Below are 17573 nucleotides of genomic sequence, written 5' to 3' on the forward strand. Positions count from 1 at the left end.
ACGCCATGGGCGGCGTGACCCGCTTCAGCTACGACGGTAACGGCAACGTGACCGCGCGCCGCACTTATGTCACCCGCATCGACATGACGAAGTGGGTGGTGGGGACCGAACCTGCCGTGGTGGCCAACGACCAGCGCGACGGCATGCTGCGCACCGTGTACGACGCGCTGAACCGTCTGGTGTTCACCGTGGACGGCAATGGCGACGCAGTCGAAATGAAGTACGACAGCGTCGGCAATGTGCTCGAGCGCATCGCCTATGCCAACAAGATTCCTGTCACGACCGCAGCAACAATTTCCGCCATGCGCGCGGCACTGGACGCCGTGGCCGACGCCGGCCGCGATGTCCATGTGCGCAATGCGTACGACAGCGCCAACCGCCTGCAATGGTCAGTTGATAGCCTGGGCCAGGTGACCGGCTTCAGCTACGACATCGACGGCAACCTCGCGAAGCAGGTGGTGTATGCGCAGCGCGTCGCTGCCGGCGCCAATCCGTCCGGCGTCGTGGCAGGAGAGGGCGACCGCGTCACCTTGAGCAGCTACGACAGTGCCAACCGACTGGTATTGCGTGTCGACGAGCACGGCATGGCGACCGCGCTGGAGTACGACGCCAACTCGAACGTCGTCAAGTCCACCGCGTTTGCTAGGCCGCTGGTCCGCCCAACGGCAGCCAGTGCCGCGCCAATCACCGCTCCTGCAGCGGATGCGGCGCACGACCACGTGGTGCGCAAGGTCTACGATATCTTGAATCGCGAGATCTACAGCATCGACAGCATCGGTGCCGTGACCGAGACCCGTTACGACGGCAACGGCCATGCGATCGAGAAGATCGCTTATGCCAGCCCGATTCCGCTGGCCACCGCCGCCAACACAGCTGCAGTGGCCGCGGCGCTGTCCTCGGTCGCCGATGCCAACCGCGACGTGCGCCTGCGCTACGCCTACGACCTCGATGGCCGTCTGCAATGGAGCGCCGATGCGACCGGCGCAGTGACCGGCTACGCCTATAACAACCTGGGTGAAGTGGTACGCCGTACCGTGTACGCTGCACGTTTTGCCCCAGCCCTAGGTGCCGACTTCGCAGCCGGTATCAATGCCGCTGCAGTGGCAGGCGCCAGCGCAGGCCTCGACGACGGCACCGTGCGTGTGTATGACAAGAACGGCAGCCTGACCTGGGAAATGGACGCCACCGGCGGCGTGATCCAGTACCGTTACGACGGCAAGGGTAACCAGGTCGAGAAGATCGTCTATGCGACCCGCCTGGATCCGACGAAGTACGTGACCGGCAGCGACATCGTCGCTCCGGCCGCGAACGCGCAGGACGTACACCAGTACCAGGTGTTCGATGCGGCCGGCCAACTGTCCTGGAGCATCGACGGCATGGGCGGTGCGACCAACTTCACCTACGACGGTGAAGGCAACGTCGTGTCCCGCGTGACCTACGCAACCCCGATCGATATCTCGAAGTGGGTGGTTGGCAGCGATCCCGCAGTGGTCAGCGATCCTGCGCGCGACAACGTCACGCGCACGGTGTACGACGCCGCCCGCCGCCCGCTGTTCACCATCGACGGCATGGGCCAGGTCACCGGCGTGAAGTACGACGGCAATGGCAACGTGGTCGAAAGCCGCATCTACGCCAAGCGCATCCCGCTGGTAACTGCCGCCACATTGGTAGCAGTGCAGGGCGCCCTGGTGGCCGACGACGCAAACGACCTGCGTACCCAAAAGGTCTTCGACGCCGACAACCGTCTCGTCATGGAGTCGGACTCCAAAGGGCTGGTCACGGCCTACAGCCACGACAGCTTCGGCAATGTCGTCAAGACGATCAGCTACACGACGCCGCTGGCAACGGGGGCGGACATCCATTCCGTCCACGCAGCGGCGAACGACCGTGTCAGCTTGGTGAACTACGATGCCGATTCGCGCATCGTGTCCACGGTCGACCCGACCGGCCAGGTCACGAAGTACGAGTACGACGCCAACGGCCACAAGGTCAAGACCACCGTCTTCGGCAACCGAGTGGCGCGACCAACGGCCATCAGCTCGCCGGCACTGGCAGACTCCGTGCAGGCGAATGCCGGCAAGGACCTGGTTGCGCAAAGTGTCTTCGATGGCGCCGGCAATGAGATCTTCAGCATCGGCCACACCGGCTTGCTGACCGCCCGCAAGTTCGATTCGCACGGCAACGTGATCGAGTCGATCACCTACCACAAGCCGGTCGACAGCAGTGTCAACGCCAGCAAGGAAAGCCTGTCCGCGCTGGCCGCCGCCAACGCGGATGCGGCGAACGACCTGCGCACCCGCTACGTCTACGACAACAGCGGCCGCGAGATCTGGAGCGTCGACCAGGCCGGCACGGCGATCAAGCACATCTATAACGGCGCCGGACTGGTGAGCGAGACCAATACCTTCACCAGGGTTAGTCCGTCCGTGGAGCTCACTGCTACTGCACTGCAGGCTGCGCTGACCAATCCGGCCAACCGCTACACCTGGACCTACGATGCGGCAGGCCGTGTGGAGTCGACCACTTGCGCCTTCGATCGCCCGTTCGACTTCGACTTCACCGGCTCCGCCAACGTTACCCGCTACGCCTATGACGGTATCGGTAACGAAACCGGCCGCAAGGTCAGCAACGTCTATGACGGCACCACCCACAACAGCGTCCTGCACACCGTCTACGATGCGCAGAACCGCGCTGTCTACACGCTCGATATCTCGGGCAATGTGGTCGCGTTCAAGTATGACCTGCGCGGCAACGTGGTCGAAAAGACCGCATTCGCCACGCGCGTGTCGACTGCCTCGTTGTTCACGTCGCGCGTCATCGACGACTACTTCGGCTTCCTGGGCGACGCTGCGGCAGGCACCGCCAACATTGCCTTTGACAGCGCCACCTCGGCTGCCAACATCGGCGCAGCCGTGGCCGCAGTAGCGGACGCCAGCCGCGATGTGGTAAGCCGCCGCGTGTTCGATCAGTCCGGCCGCTTGCTGTGGGATGTCAGCAGCGCCGGCCTGGTAACCGGCTTCACCTACGACGTCGAAGGGCACGTCGTGAAGCAGGTGCAGTACGCAACCGTACTGGCTAACAATGCCGCACCGCAATTGGTGGCGGCCAGCCCGATCGACCAGGTACAACTGTTCGCCTACGACAGCGAAGGCCGCCAGGTGCTGCACGTCGACCAGGACGGCTATGTGACCCGCCAGGCATACGACGCCGACAGCAACGTCACCGAAACCTTACGCTATACCAACCGTACCGCTCGTCCGACTGCAGAAAGCACCGCGCCGCAGGCCGGCACGCTGCCGGTGGCAGTGGATGCGCAGCGCGATGACTGGAGCCGCAGCGTCTACGACGCGGCTGGCCGCCAGGTCTTCAGCTTGAACAGCAAGGGCGAGCTGTCCCAATGGACGTACGACGGCAATGTCGTCAGGCAGACGATCTTTGCCAAGACCATCGATCCGGCAACGCCGGCCACGATGGCTGCACTGTCGGCAGCGGCAGCAGCGATTAGCGACCATGCCAAGGATGGCCAACTGAGCCAGGTCTTCGACGCTAATGGGCGTGTGATCGCCAATACCAATGCGTACGGCGGCACCACCAGGTATCGCTACGGTTCCGACGGCCGACTGATCGAAACGGTTGTGCCGGATGGCGAACCGTCGCTCCAAGGCTATGACCTGAATGGCCAGGTAGTATTCAGCAGGGATTCGAGCAATCGCGAGAAGATGTTCTTCTACGATGCGTCGCACAACCTGGTGCGCACGCAGTCGACCGGCCGCCTGCCGGATCCGGACTGGAGGCTGGATGCGCGCGATTCGACAGACATCGTGAAGGGCATGGTCTACGATGCCGCTGGCCGCGTGATCTGGACCAGCGTCGGCTTGCCGTCGCCATACGAAGCGAGTGCCGTTCGTTACGATGCTCACGGCAACGTGATCGAGAGCGTGCGGTATGCGGATACCAAGGGCCTGTACGAAGCGTCCCCACTGCCGGTCAATGGCCTGCCGTACAACGAAATGCGCCCGATTGTCGACCTGTCACGCGCTGCCGCAAGCCGCCTGGCTGCCGGCGGCAAGGCCAGCTTCGACCTGCGCACGCGCAATGTTTACAACGACAAGAACCAGTTGGTGTACAGCGAGCAGGGCGGCATCGTCACAGCCTTCAGCTACGACGATCAAGGCAACGTGATCAGGAAAGTGCAGTCGGCCTCGAAGATCGTGCCGGGTTCCGAACCATCCAGCGTACCGGTGAGTGCGGAAGACCGCATTACCCTGATGGCCTACGACGCCGACCATCACCTGATCTTGCAGGTCAACCCGGACGGCGCCGTCACCAGCCAGAGCTTTGATGCCTACGGCAACAAGCTGAAACACGCCGAGTACATGGCGACGGTGGGTGACGTTGCAGCACTGGCCGCAGCGTGGGCCGATCCGGCCGTTCGTGCCAAGCTGCCGGTTGCGACGTCTGCCGGTGATCGCATCAGCCACTATGCCTACGACAGCCAGGACCGCCTGGTGTATAGCGTTGACATGACGGGCGCGGTCAAGCGCACCGAGTACGACGCGCACGGCAACGTGAGCGCGGAGATCCTGTTCGAGGAACATGTTACGGTACGTGGCGGCGCAGGCTTTGCCGACTACAGCCTGGGCGGCCTCGAAGCACTGTTCAAAGTCGCAGCGCCGCGCGACCATACGTCGAGCTACACCTATGACGCCCTGGGCCAGATGCGCAGCGCCACCGACAGCATGGGCGCCACCGATTTCACCACCTATGGCGCCAACGGCCGCAGGAACACTTTCACAGACAAGGAAGGCAATGTCTGGGAATACAAGTATGACGGTGAAGGCCGCCTGTGGATGGAGATTGGTCCGGCGCTGCCGGCACAGGGCGGTGGCACCTACCGTTCGGTGACCGAGTACGTCTACGACGGCAACGGCAATATGGTCGAGCGCAAGATTTCCGGCTCCAATGGGAACCTTGACAGCAGCTCCGTCCGTTATGTGTACGATTACGCTGGCCGCGCCAGCGGCACGGAAACCCCGGAATCCCTGTACTGGAACGGAACTGCCTGGGCTTCGACGGCTGTGCAAAAAGGGCCGCGCTACAACGCGCTCGGCCAGGTCCATAGCACGTCGACCGAAATGGGCGGCGGCATTCGCAGGTTCTATGACGAGTCGGGCCTGCTGAAGTACGAGCTTGACTACTATGGTGGCGTCACCGCATACAAGCGCAATGTCTTTGGTGACGAGCTGGAGATGACGCGCTACGCGGCTGCCGTTCCGAAAGAAATGCTGGCGAACTTCACCAGCATGGACACGCCGGCGCTCGACCAGATCGTGGCAGGCCTGGATCGGACCGGCGCTCGCACCATCAGCAATACTGTCGACCGCGCGGGCCGCGTGATCGAATCGCAGGCGCCGGAAGCGTTTGTGTATGACCCGACGGCACCGGCTGGCCAACAGTACTACAAGGCCGGCATCAAGACTGTCCGCGATTACGACACCTTCGGTAACCTGCTCTCCACTGCGACCATCAACCCAGTCACAGGTGAAAAGACCGTGGAGGCAAGCTGGTACGACATCGACGGAAAGCTCAAGGCAACCGTCAGCAACGCCGGCTTCATGACCGTCTACAAGTACGACGACTTTGGCAACAAGGTGTCCGTCACCGAGTCGGCTACCGCAATCGCGGGCTGGAAGGGTGACTACGAGCCGATGCCGGCTGCGCAGGAAGCTGCACACGACCGCATCACGACCTATGAGTACGACGAAGCACAGCGCATCACCAAAGAGACCCTGAACGACCGCGCCCACCTGGCAACCGCCAACAGCGGATATGTGAAGACCAGTCAATACGACAAGAAGGGCAACGTCGTCATTGCGAACTCCTGGGGGCCGGGCCAGACCGGCTCGAACTCGCCAACCATCATGACCTACGATGGCATGGGGCATGTCATCGCCGTATTGGACGGCATGCGTCCGAATGGCGAAGGCTTCGCGCTGACAGTCAACTTTTACGGCCCTGGTGGCCACGTGGTTGAAACCGTGCAGTACGAGAAGGGCGTGCTGGTGGAAGGCAAGACCGTAGCGGTTGACCCGAACTCGCCGGCCACCCGCCGCACCCGCATCGACAACGATTACGCGGGTCGCCCGGTGCGCATCTTCGATGCTGCGGGCATTACGCACGAGGTGTTGTACGATGCTGGCGGCAACAAGGCACGCGAACAAGCCACTGGCGCCATCAACAACGGCAATGCGCCTTCGAACTGGGCATACGACCTGCTGGGCCGACTGACGTCCGACTCCGACCAGGGTGTCACCCTGAAGTACAACGCGTTCGGCGACTTGATCTACAAGAAGCAGGGCGAGCAGGAATACAGCTACGACTACGACGATGCCGGCCACCTGTGGCGCAGCAACGAAGCAGGCGTCACCCAGGTGTTCCTGAATGACTTGCGCGGTCAGCGCACGGCGATGATGGTCAGTGCAGGCAGTTTCAACGGCAACCGCGACCTGTCGCTGGCCGCCTCCGCCGAGGAGCTGGCACAGGCGGGCGACGTACGGCGCACCGATTTCTACTATGACAGTGAAGGCCGTTGCATCCGCGAGGTGCAGCCAGTCCGCCAGGGCCAGCGCCCTGAGTCGATCAAGGTCTTTGATCATTGGGGTAACCTGTTGCAGGACACGCAGCCGGTGGTTGCGGGAAAACCAGCGCCGACGGTCACCTATACCTACGACTTGAAGAGCCGCAAGCTGAGCGAAAGCCACACCAAGGCCGACGGCACTGCCGGCGGCCGAGTCCGCGAGTTCAGCTATGTGTTCGGCGAGCGTGGCATGGTTGTCATGCGCCAGACCACCGACCGTGAGAATGCGGCCGTCGCGGGTCCGCAAGACAACGATAGCCTGCATGCGCGCTATCGCGAGACCGTTGAAAACTACAACATCGCGGGACAACTGCTGTCGACCATCGTCAACGGTGTCAAGGCTGAAGAACACACCTATGACGTGTTCGGCCAACTGCGTAGCGACATCATCGGCGGCCGGGTGGTCTGCAACTACGACTACAACGGCATCGGCCAGCTGGTCAAGGAATCCCACCCAGTGGTGGACAACTGGCGCTTCGACCTGGCTTCGCACAGCACGCTCAACGATGGCCAGCGCGCCATGAGCAAGACCTTCGCTTACGATAACCGCGGCAACCTGGCGAGCATCACCACCGGGACTGGCGTGGTCACCAAGTACACCCACGACGAGCAAGGCAACCTGACTTCGTCGACGGATGCACTGAACAACACCAGCTACACGACCTGGGACAAGAGCGGGCACAAGAAAACGACGAAGGATGCACTCAATTACACCGTCATCAACGAGTACGACAAGCTGGGCCATCTCAAGAAGGTGATCGGTGCCGACGGCTCCATCACCATCAATGAGTATGACAATGCCGGCCTGCTGGTGCGCAGCACCCAGGCAAGCAAAGGCCAGACTGTCGATTACACCTATGACGATGCCGGCCAGGTTGCCACTATCCACGAACTGGTGACCGGCATGAGCGCAGCGGCGAACACCAACCGCTGGACCTACTATGCCTACGACGCAGTGGGTAACCGCATCTCTGAAGTCCAGGAGCAGAACGGCCTGACCTTCCAGCGCAATGTGTTGGTCTACGATGCCGAGCATCGCCTGGTTGGCGTAGATGTAGCCGATCTCGGTACCGGGTCGCAGTTCGTCCGCATGGAGTTCGACGGCTTCGGCAACCGCAGCCGCTTCAACTCCTGGTCCAGTAGTTCCGGACCGGGACGCAACCAGGATGGCTACTTCTTCTACGATGCGTTGAATCGTATAGTGCGCGCCGACGCGACGAATGCTTCCGGCGCGGTCGACGAGTCGACGACTGACTATGTCTATGACGTTGACGGCAACCTCGGCAGGAAGACGCAAGGCGGCGGCGCTACGCAGACATTCACCTACGATGCGATGAACCGTCTCGTTGCCAGCGTCATCGGTGGACAGCAGTACAACACCCGCTACGATTCCGCGGGCCGCGTGGTGGAAGAGTGGACCAAGGTCGAAGAGATGCCTGACGTGCAGGCTGACGTCGCACCAGTCGCGCCAATCGAACCGAAGCGCCCGGTCGACCCGGGTCCGAATGCACCGCAAGCGGACAAGGACCGATACCAGGCGCTGCTCACGCAGTACAACATCGACTACACCGCCTACCAGAAAGCGCTGGCCGACTATGCGGAACAGCAGGCCGAATATGGCGACCAGGTGTCGTTCTTGTCGCGCTTGGTGAGAAGCAAGGCAAAGACTGGCTACGAGCGACACGCCATGTCGTATGACGTTGCGGGACGCACGCTGGTAACGGAAGGCTATAACGATGACGGCAGCGTCAAGTTCCGCCAGACCAACGACAAGTTCGATGCCGCCGGCAATGTCTTGAAGAGCACTTCCTTCTCGACCGTTGGCGATGACATGAGCCAGTTCTATACCAGCACTTACGGCGCGGGTTCGACTGGCGCTGTCTTGCAGTGGTCGGAAGGCTATATGCGCGGCGAAAGCGGCAAGCTCGCCGGACGAACTGGTGCCACGGCCAAGAGCGTCATGGTGTACAACGCCGACGGCAAGATGATTGCTGTGAACTTCGAAGAACCGGCCAGCGGCGATTCGCCGAAGTCCGGACCGAAGTCGAAGTTCTTCGTGTTTGACGCCCAGGGCAACATCCTGAAGGCGACTGAAGTCGACAAGAACGCGCCGATTCAGGAGCAATACCAGGTCATCGCCAACGGTCAATTGCAGATGCGTTACAGCACCAACTCCGGTGGCTTCGGCGGTGACATGTCCGGTGAGCAGAAGGACAATTTCTGGCGTGCTTACAACCTCAACGCCAGCCAGAATCCGTTGATCGACGATCCTGTAGCTGGCGGCAGCACGCCTGGCAATGGCGGCAACGTGGTTGTGGCAAACGACGGCGATACCCTGCAGACGATCGCCCAGCGCATCTACGGCGATGCATCGCTGTGGTACAAGCTGGCCGAGGCCAACAAGCTGGAGCCTGGCCAGGCGCTGCACGGCGGCCAGGCACTGACCGCACCTGCTTACAAGAGCGGAGTTTCGCTGGAGCAGACCTATAACAACGGCAAGCTGGTTGGCAGCACCATGCCGAACCTGCCGTCGCCGCCGCCGCCGAAGTCGAAGTGGGGCTTCATCGCCAAGATCGTTTCCATCATTGTGTTTGTGGTGGTGGTGTACTTCACCGGTAACGTGGCGCTGGCGGCCGCAGCGGGCAGCCTTGCTGAGCAGCATACGACCAATATGCTGAACGGTAACTTCGACTTCAAGCGCTTTGTGAAGCGTACGCTTAATCCGTTCTCCGGCAACTTGCAGGACTTCATGCGCACGTTCTATGACCCTCTGGGCAATGGCGACCATGAATACATGGATTACAAGGCGGTCGCGAAAGCGGGCGCCATGGCCTATGTGTCGCAGGGGATCGGTAGCTATGTATCAAGCGCAGTTGGCGGCGCCGTTTCGCAAGGCGCCACAGCTCTTGGCGCGGCCCCTGGCATGGCCACTGCGATCGGCACTCAGGTCGGCGCATTCGCGAGTGCGGCGTTGACGACCGCGTTGACCAGCGAGCACTTCAGCTGGAAGGCTGTGGCTGCATCGTATGTCTCGCAGAAGGCCGGGAACTTCGTCGGTGAACAGGTTGGCTCCTACATCGGGGAATCGGGAACGGTCTTGAGCGGTTCATGGGGCAAATACGCCCAGCTCGCTGTTTCCTCGGCCGCGCAGAATATTTCCTATCAGGTGATCAAGAACAATCGCGTGGATTGGAAGGCCGTTGGCGTGAGCACCTTGGCGACGGTCGGCAATGCGCTGATCAATAACAACATTGACACTCTTGGCGGCGAAGGGTCGTTCGGCGCCTATGCTGCCCGCGGCGTGCTCGGTGGCTATTTGTCCGAACGGCGTGGTGGCAACTTTATCGACGGACTGGTGGATGGTGTTGGAAGCCAAATCAAGAGCGATGTCGCCGAGAGCTACGGCAACGACAACTTAACAAATCGCTTTGAATCGTTCATCAGTCAAGGGATTGATTCAGCAGCAAATGCGCTTACTGAGTTCGCTAATTCGTTCACTGGAAACGACCACGCTTCCGGGAAGCGCGATATTCCAGCGTTGACTGCAATTGAGGACGAAGCGCTGGACCTGCCGAATCTTAGCGTGGCAAATGTACTAGGCGGCGGCGGTCGTTTAGCTGATGGCGCATCAAGACAAAATGAACTGACCATCTGGAGCGGAACCGGTTGGACGTCGCACCAATCACTGGCCGGCGTAAATGATAACGAGGCCTATTTTGGTCAGGATGGATTGGCTACCAATGCGGGGCCTCAGGAAAACAGCCACGAGGTCGTGGTTGGCCAATGGTCCAATGGGCGGGATGATACCGACGCTAACCGTGTGCAGGCATATGCATCCGCCGATTACCGCGGACGTTACTCGGGGGGGAAACCGGCCATTGTCAAATTCAATGGACAGGAAGATGTTGCGTGCTGGTTGGCAAACAACAATTGCTATCTGCCGCCAGGACAAGCTGCACTGATCGGAGAAGCGGTTAATAAGGAGGCCAAAGAGCCGCCAATGCAGATCGTAACGGTATCTGGCAAAGAAGCGCTGGCCGCATTGAATGCTAAGGAAGGCATAAAAGCGCTTCCTACGCCGAGCTTTGCGGCGATATCGCAAAGCGCACCACCATTGACCCTTACCGAGATCTTGGATGCGGCTCCAGTCGGTCAGATTTACCTTAAGAACACCCCGATCTTGAAACAGATCGAAGATGATCAGTGCAGCATTGTGGCATATGGTTCGAACGCGTGGCTGGATAAGGCAACTCCCGCTCAGCGGGAAGCCTATGCAAAGGCACAGCCGGGTCCGAAGCTGGTAGCTACTGATACGCCTGAGTTTGCAGCGGCTGAGTATGAGAAGCTTAGAAGCCGAAACAAGCTGGAAAGTGCTCTTCTTGGCGGATTTGCTTATGGGGAAATTGGTCGATTATTTGGGGCGGATGAGTATCAGATCGCCGCGATGAATCGCTCAGGCAGTGTGGTCTTTGAGGGGGGCGCCGCAGTTGTTGCTGTACCGTCTGGTCGCTCGAACATCGGGCGAGCCCCCAAAGAACAGAACTGGAGCCCTCGAGAAAATGGATCATTCTACGGTTCTCGCAGATACGCTGGAAAAACTCCAGACTATGGGACGTTGCAGACGAAAGTTCCTGGTCAACTAAATGGGGCGGGCAGTCCTGCGTTCTCGTCTGGAACTGGTGCGTATAGTCAGGCGACGTCGCGCCCTGGGATAAACTCAGTCAAGCCTCAACAATTTGTAGCTCAGCAAGGCAACGTTCCGATTGAAGTTCTCGGCACTCCTGTGACCTTTGCAGTAGGGGAGCATAACAAGGTATTGACGCGAGGTTCTAGCGCGAATCCAAATGTTCAGCGTGAGTTCACCACCGTGATTAAGCACCAAACGGGTAACCGTCAAGTTCTAATCGAAGGACAACGGTGGAATCTTCCAAGGGACATGGACTTGAGCGCCATACCGATGAACGATCCAGTTGGCGCTAAACTTCAGCAAGTTACGGATGCCGCTGCGAACTCTTGGAATCCAAGGCGCCATCTCTCGGCAAACGAGCGTGCAAATATTGCTAAAGCAAGGAAGGCCGATGAGTACTGGAGGGCGAATTTGGCCGAGCAGCAGGCGAAAGGACGATGGATTGAAAATCAAGTGCGAGACAATGCTGATATCGCGAACATGAACCTACAATGGAGTAGACGTGGTGTCGACGTTGTGGATCCGGCCACCGGCCTGAGTTACGATATTATGTCTGGCACTAAAACAAACATGAACGATCACAGTAAGAGGATGCCTGATGTTCTCTTCCGGATGATTACGTTCTAAAAGGAAATTATGCAAAATAAAATAGTATCTGGCGAAGTAATTGAACTTGAACAGAATTCGGTAAGTTTGTTGGGTCCGAACCTTGAGTTACTTAATTGCAGCGTAGTTTCGCGGACTGCTGCAAAGGGGATATCTCTTCGTGGATTAAATATGGCTGGCGGAACGTTTACTCAACAAGTTCGTTTGAGTGATTTTCACTTTCACAACGCGCATTTTCAGAATGTGAAGTTCCGGGGTGAGTTTTGGGGGTGTGATTTTGGTGATTGGGATGATCAAGCAAAGTCATCAATTACCAACTGCGATTTTTCGGATTCAATGATGCATGGATGTCGTTTCCTCAATAGCGATATGAAAAGTATTAAGCTGCCCGGATGGCCCCATTTTTGTATTTTCAACCCCGCAGATGCCCGAGAGTTTGTGCTCGAAACAAATTGGCCTGGCGACCTCGACGTTACGTTAGATGTTTATACTGATGTGGACCCAGAATGCCAGGCGATCGTTTCGAATGCTGAGATTCTTGCAGCGGACAATGGAATTTTGGTTGACGATTTGCGAAGGTTATTGGAGCAAGTTCCGGGGATCTCAATCAATTGATGACGCCGAGACGAGCATTGATGCCCGACGGTTGACTGAACAGGTTTCGTGTCTGCCCTAAAAGGCGGTCATGAATGCTTGATCTAACTTTGCCGATCATCTGCTGTCGATCATTGTCCACGCGTTAGCGCGGAAGAGCATGCGTGTTCGTCCAGCGCGCGCCACGTCATCGGTGGGCTGGGGGAGGCCTGTGTCGATGGCTGCAAGGAAGTGGCCAGCTAGTCAGGAAACTCTTACACCCACGAACCCGATCGACTTGCCCAAGTTGCCGAAATGTTGCTGTTGATGTGCCAAATTCTGGTGTGAATGGACAATCTTTTGGCTCGAGTTTCTCGGCTCAACCTCCGATTGTCGAAACCTGATAACGTTGAGGTCACTCGGCACTTGGCGTAACGCCCATTTCCATTCGGAGGTCTGATTGTTTACGGATCGAAAGCTCATTTTCTTCTTGGTATTGACGCTTGCTTCCAATGCCGTCGCGGCCCCTAATACTGGTGATACCCGGCTCCTGTCCGAGCCGGCTGTTTCCAAGAGCCATATCGCATTTATCTATGCTGGTGACGTCTGGGTAGCTGATCACACAGGACTCGAGGTGCAGCGGCTGACATCAGACGTCGGTGAAAAGTCCAATCCTCACTTTTCTCCTGACGGCAAGTCGATTGCTTACAGCGCGAATATTGACGGGAATACGGATGTTTTTATCCTGCCGATCACTGGGGGCATTCCACGCAGGCTGACCTGGCATCCGGGGCAGGATGTGGTACAAGGCTTTACGCCGGATGGTTCACAGGTTCTATTCACTTCGCCTCGAGTGGCTTCGAATAACCGCTATCGCAATCTATTTACAGTACCCGTTGGCGGCGGCGTGGAAACCAAGCTGGAAATTCCCAACGCCGCGCGGGCGACTTTTTCCCCTGATGGGCGAGGATTTGCGTATAACCCGACTTCGCCAGCTTTCCTGCAATGGAAACGTTATCGCGGCGGCTTGAATTCAATTATCTGGCTGTTTAATCGGGATACGCAGGTAGTTGAACGAATCCCGCAGCCGGCCAGCCGGGTGAATGACGTGGACCCGATGTGGGCTGGGGATAAGGTCTATTTCCGCTCTGACCGGAACGGGGAGTTTAATCTCTACGTTTATGATGTCCGCAGCAAGAGCGTCAACCAGTTGACGCGCCACCCGGATTTCCCGGTATTGAATGCATCATTTTCTGGCGGCCAAATCTTGTACGAGCAGGCAGGATATCTGCACATGCTGGATATTGACTCCGGGGCGACGGCAGGAAAGCGGTTGGCAATCGGGGTAAGTGCCGACCTGGGCCTTTCGCGGGAGCGCTGGGTACGCGGGGCGAAATACATTCGCAATTCGTCCATTTCACCGTCGGGCGCGCGGGTGGCATTTGAGTTCCGCGGCGATATTGTCACGCTTCCGGCCGAGAAGGGAGATATTCGTCATCTGACGCAAACTCCGGGGGCGCATGAACGGGGCCCGGCATGGTCGCCGGATGGGCGTCAGGTCGCGTACTTTTCCGATGAAAGTGGCGAGTACGCTCTGCATGTCCGGCAACAGGACGGCAAGGGTGAGCTGCGCAAGTTCAAGCTGAACGGTTCCGGTTTCTTCGAACGCGCCGTCTGGTCGCCGGACAGCAAGAAGATCGCTTTCATCGACAATTCCTGGACGTTGTATTACATCGACCTGGCGACAGGCGTGCAAAAGAAAGTCGCCACCGAGCCAATGTATGGCGTCGAAAAGTCTCTGCGCGGTGTCTGGTCGCCTGATTCGCGTTTCATCGCCTATACGCTCAACTCACTGAGCTATACGCGCACAGCCTATATCTACGCGCTGGACGAGGACAAATCGCACGCGGTGACGGATGGCCTTTCCGACGTTGCCAACCCAGTCTTCGACCGCAACGGCAAATACCTTTACTTCTTCGCCTCCACCGACGCGGGGCCGAGCAACAATTGGTTCTCGCTGCAGAACCAGGACAATCGTCCAACGCGTTCTCTCTGGCTGATGGTGCTGCGCAATGACATTCCGTCGCCGTTGGTCCGCGAAAGCGATGAAGAGAAGGGGGCTGCCGCTCCTGCGCCCAAGGAACCGCCCAAGGATGGACCGACCGGCGACAAGAGCGACGAACGCGTGGTTGCCGACTCGGCCACCAGCCGCGGCGCCGATGCGAAAGCCAAGGCCGCCGCTGCAACGGCCAAACCGCCTGCGCCAATGCGCATCGACTGGGATGGCATTTCGACTCGCGTTGTTGATATGCCGCCGCCAGTTTCGGAATATTTTGATCTGGAGGCAGGGGCAGAAGGGCAGATCTTCTTCCTGCGTGAAGTGGACGGTAAACGCCAGGTTCAGCGATTCGACCTGAAGGACCGCAAGACCGAAACCATCGTCGCCGAAGCGAACGAATTTGAGATCAGCGCCGACGGCAAGAAGATCGTGTGGCGCCTGAAGGAACAGTGGAATATGGGCTCCGCTACGGGCAAGCTGCTGTCGCCGTCTGAAGGCAAGCTGCGTGTGGAGGCGATCGAAACCAAGGCAGACCCGCGCGTGGAGTGGAAGCAGATTTACGATGAAGCCTGGCGCATCAACCGCGACTATTTCTACGACCCGCACATGCATGGCGTGAACTGGAAAGCCATGCGCGACAAATACGCCCAGTTCCTTCCGGACGTGGCGACGCGCAGTGACCTGAACCGCGTAATTCAATGGTTGTGCAGCGAATTGGCGGTTGGCCATCACCGGGGCGGTGGCGGCGACAACTTCATCGACGCCAAGCCTGTGCCGGGCGGCCTGCTGGGCGCTGACTATGAAGTTGCCAATGGGCGTTACCGTTTCAAGAAGATCTATGGGGGACTGAACTGGAACCCGACGCTGCGTGCCCCATTGACCGAGCCTGGATTGAACGTGAAAGTCGGCGAATTCCTGCTGGCGGTCGATGGCCGTCCGCTGGCGCCGCCGACCAATTTGTATAGCGCGTTCGAAAATACGGCCAACCGCGCAATCGAAATAACGGTCGGTCCGAACGCGGACGGCAAGGGCGCGCGCCACATTACGGTAGTGCCGGTGGCGAGCGAAGATGCGCTGCGCAACCGCGACTGGGTGGAAGGAAATATCCGCAAGGTGGATGCCGCAACCGGCGGGCGCGTTGCCTATGTCTATGTGCCGAATACGGCGGGACTGGGACACACCTATTTCAAGCGTTATTTCTACCCGCAGTCATACAAGGATGCGATCATCATCGATGAACGCTTCAACGGCGGCGGCAGTCTGGCTGACTACTACATCGAACTGCTGCAGAAGCAAGAGATTGCCTGGTGGGCCATGCGCTATGGCGCGGACATGAAGACGCCTTCCGCCTCGATCCAGGGACCGCGCGCGATGCTGATCGATGAAACGGCCGGCTCGGGCGGCGACTTGCTGCCGTGGATGTTCCGCAAGAATAAGCTTGGCCCGCTGATCGGCAAACGCACCTGGGGCGGGCTGGTGGGCATCCTCGGTTTTCCCGTACTGCTGGATGGCGGCACCATAACTGCGCCAAACCTGGCATTCTGGACGCGCGAGGGCGGCTGGGGCGTTGAGAATGAAGGCGTGGCGCCCGATATTGAAGTCGACCAGAACCCGGCGGACGTGATTGCGGGCCGCGACCCGCAGCTAGAGAAAGCGATTGAGGTGATCAAAGCCGAACTGGCGAAGTCGCCGCCAAGCCGGCCGGCGCGTCCGGCTTACCCGGACAAGAGCCGCTGATTCAAGCCGCTGCCAGCCTTGCTAATGCTTCGGCAAACGCAGGGCGTGTCGCAGGTGCTGGGCGCAGGCAGTCATTTGCCAGCGCCCGAACCAGCGGCAGTTCCTCTTCGCAGCGTTCCAGCAACTCCTCCAGCAGATAACCGAAGGCCCTGACTTCCAGCCGCTCCAGCGCAGCAGCGAGTGCGGAACCCGGTTCGAAGCGCGAGGCCCCGCCGAAGTCGCCCAGTACCGCCTTGCCTGTGCCGCAGTTGAGGATGTTGTGCGCGTACAGGTCGCCGTGCATGATGCCCCGCGCATGCAGGTGCGCGGCAGCGGAAGCGACGCCGCGCGCGATGCCGAGCAGTGCTTCGGCGCTGAAGCGCTGGTGGTCGGCGTAGACGTCGCGCGTACAGCTTGCGAAGCTTGGCGGGCCGGCCAGGCTGCGCAGGCCGGGATCGACCAGCGGCATGACCAGCGCCGGCAGGCGGGCGGGATGGTCCGGGATTGTTCCGAGAACGGGGATCAGGTTGGGATGCGTTCCGGCGCCGATGCAGGCCGCCATCTCTTGTTCCGGCAAGCCATCGCTGGTCATGGCGCCTTTGTATACCTTGACCGCGACAGGCTCACCATTGAAGGTGGCCTGGTTGATCACGCCGGACGCGCCTTCGCCCAGCTTGTGCAGGATGTGCAGTTCGCCCCAGGAAATGCTGGCGGCGGGCGGCATGGCCGCTTCACTGAACGGATTTCCGGCGAAGGCCAGCCAGGCAAGTCGCGGCATGGCGGGCAGCCATTCCGGCAGCCCGGATAGCTTGTTGGCGGAAATGCGCAGCAATTCCAGCTTGCCGCAATGCGTCAGCTCCGGCGGCAATGCGCTCAAGCGATTTCCGGACAACATGAGTTTTTGCATGTCGGTGCAGCGGCCGATTTCGGCGGGCAGCTGCTCGATGCGATTGTCCGTCAGGATCAGCCAGCGCAACTGCGGCGGCAGGGCGGCGGCTGGCACACTCACGATCCGGTTCGCCTTGAAGCCGATCATCGTCAGCGAAGGGCAGCGGCCCAGCACTGCGGGCAGTTCGGTGAACTGGTTTTCAGAGCAGAAAATGATGCGCAGCCGGTGTAAGCGCGGCAGGTCGTCCGGCAGGGCGGACAAGGCATTGCCGGTCAGGTCCAGGATTTCGAGCGTATCGGCCAGGTCGAAAATCTCGCGCGGGAAATCAGTCAGGCCGCCGCGCAGTTGCAGCCGCACTGCGCCGGCCAGTTGGCCGGAGCGCAGTTGTTGAAGCGTTTGCATCAAA

4 protein-coding genes are annotated in these 17573 nt (G+C 59.6%); 3 read left to right on the forward strand and 1 reads right to left on the reverse strand.

All coding sequences use genetic code 11. From position 1 onward, the window contains the following. Window positions 1-14: 14 nt before the first annotated feature. The 3 genes from BM269_RS26075 (at window position 15) to BM269_RS26085 (ending at window position 16299) form a co-directional block, all read left to right on the forward strand. On the forward strand, window positions 15-11951 hold the full coding sequence (locus BM269_RS26075; protein ID WP_211482750.1) for a hypothetical protein: 11937 nt from the start codon (window positions 15-17) through the stop codon (window positions 11949-11951). A gap of 9 nt (window positions 11952-11960) precedes the next feature. Then, entirely contained in the window at window positions 11961-12545 is a 585-nt protein-coding gene (locus BM269_RS29910) for a hypothetical protein (protein ID WP_229204804.1), read from the forward strand. A gap of 418 nt (window positions 12546-12963) precedes the next feature. Beyond that, window positions 12964-16299, forward strand: coding sequence for a S41 family peptidase (locus BM269_RS26085; RefSeq protein WP_090444467.1), 3336 nt, complete (start codon window positions 12964-12966; stop codon window positions 16297-16299). A gap of 1 nt (window position 16300) precedes the next feature. On the opposite strand, the gene BM269_RS26090 is transcribed toward BM269_RS26085, so the two are convergent. Continuing rightward, window positions 16301-17572: a leucine-rich repeat-containing protein kinase family protein gene (locus BM269_RS26090; protein WP_090444471.1), complete on the reverse strand. Its 1272-nt coding sequence runs from the start codon at window positions 17570-17572 to the stop codon at window positions 16301-16303. Between the last annotated feature and the right edge of the window lies 1 nt (window position 17573).

This window comes from Duganella sp. CF458, assembly GCF_900113115.1.
GTDB lineage: Bacteria > Pseudomonadota > Gammaproteobacteria > Burkholderiales > Burkholderiaceae_D > Rugamonas.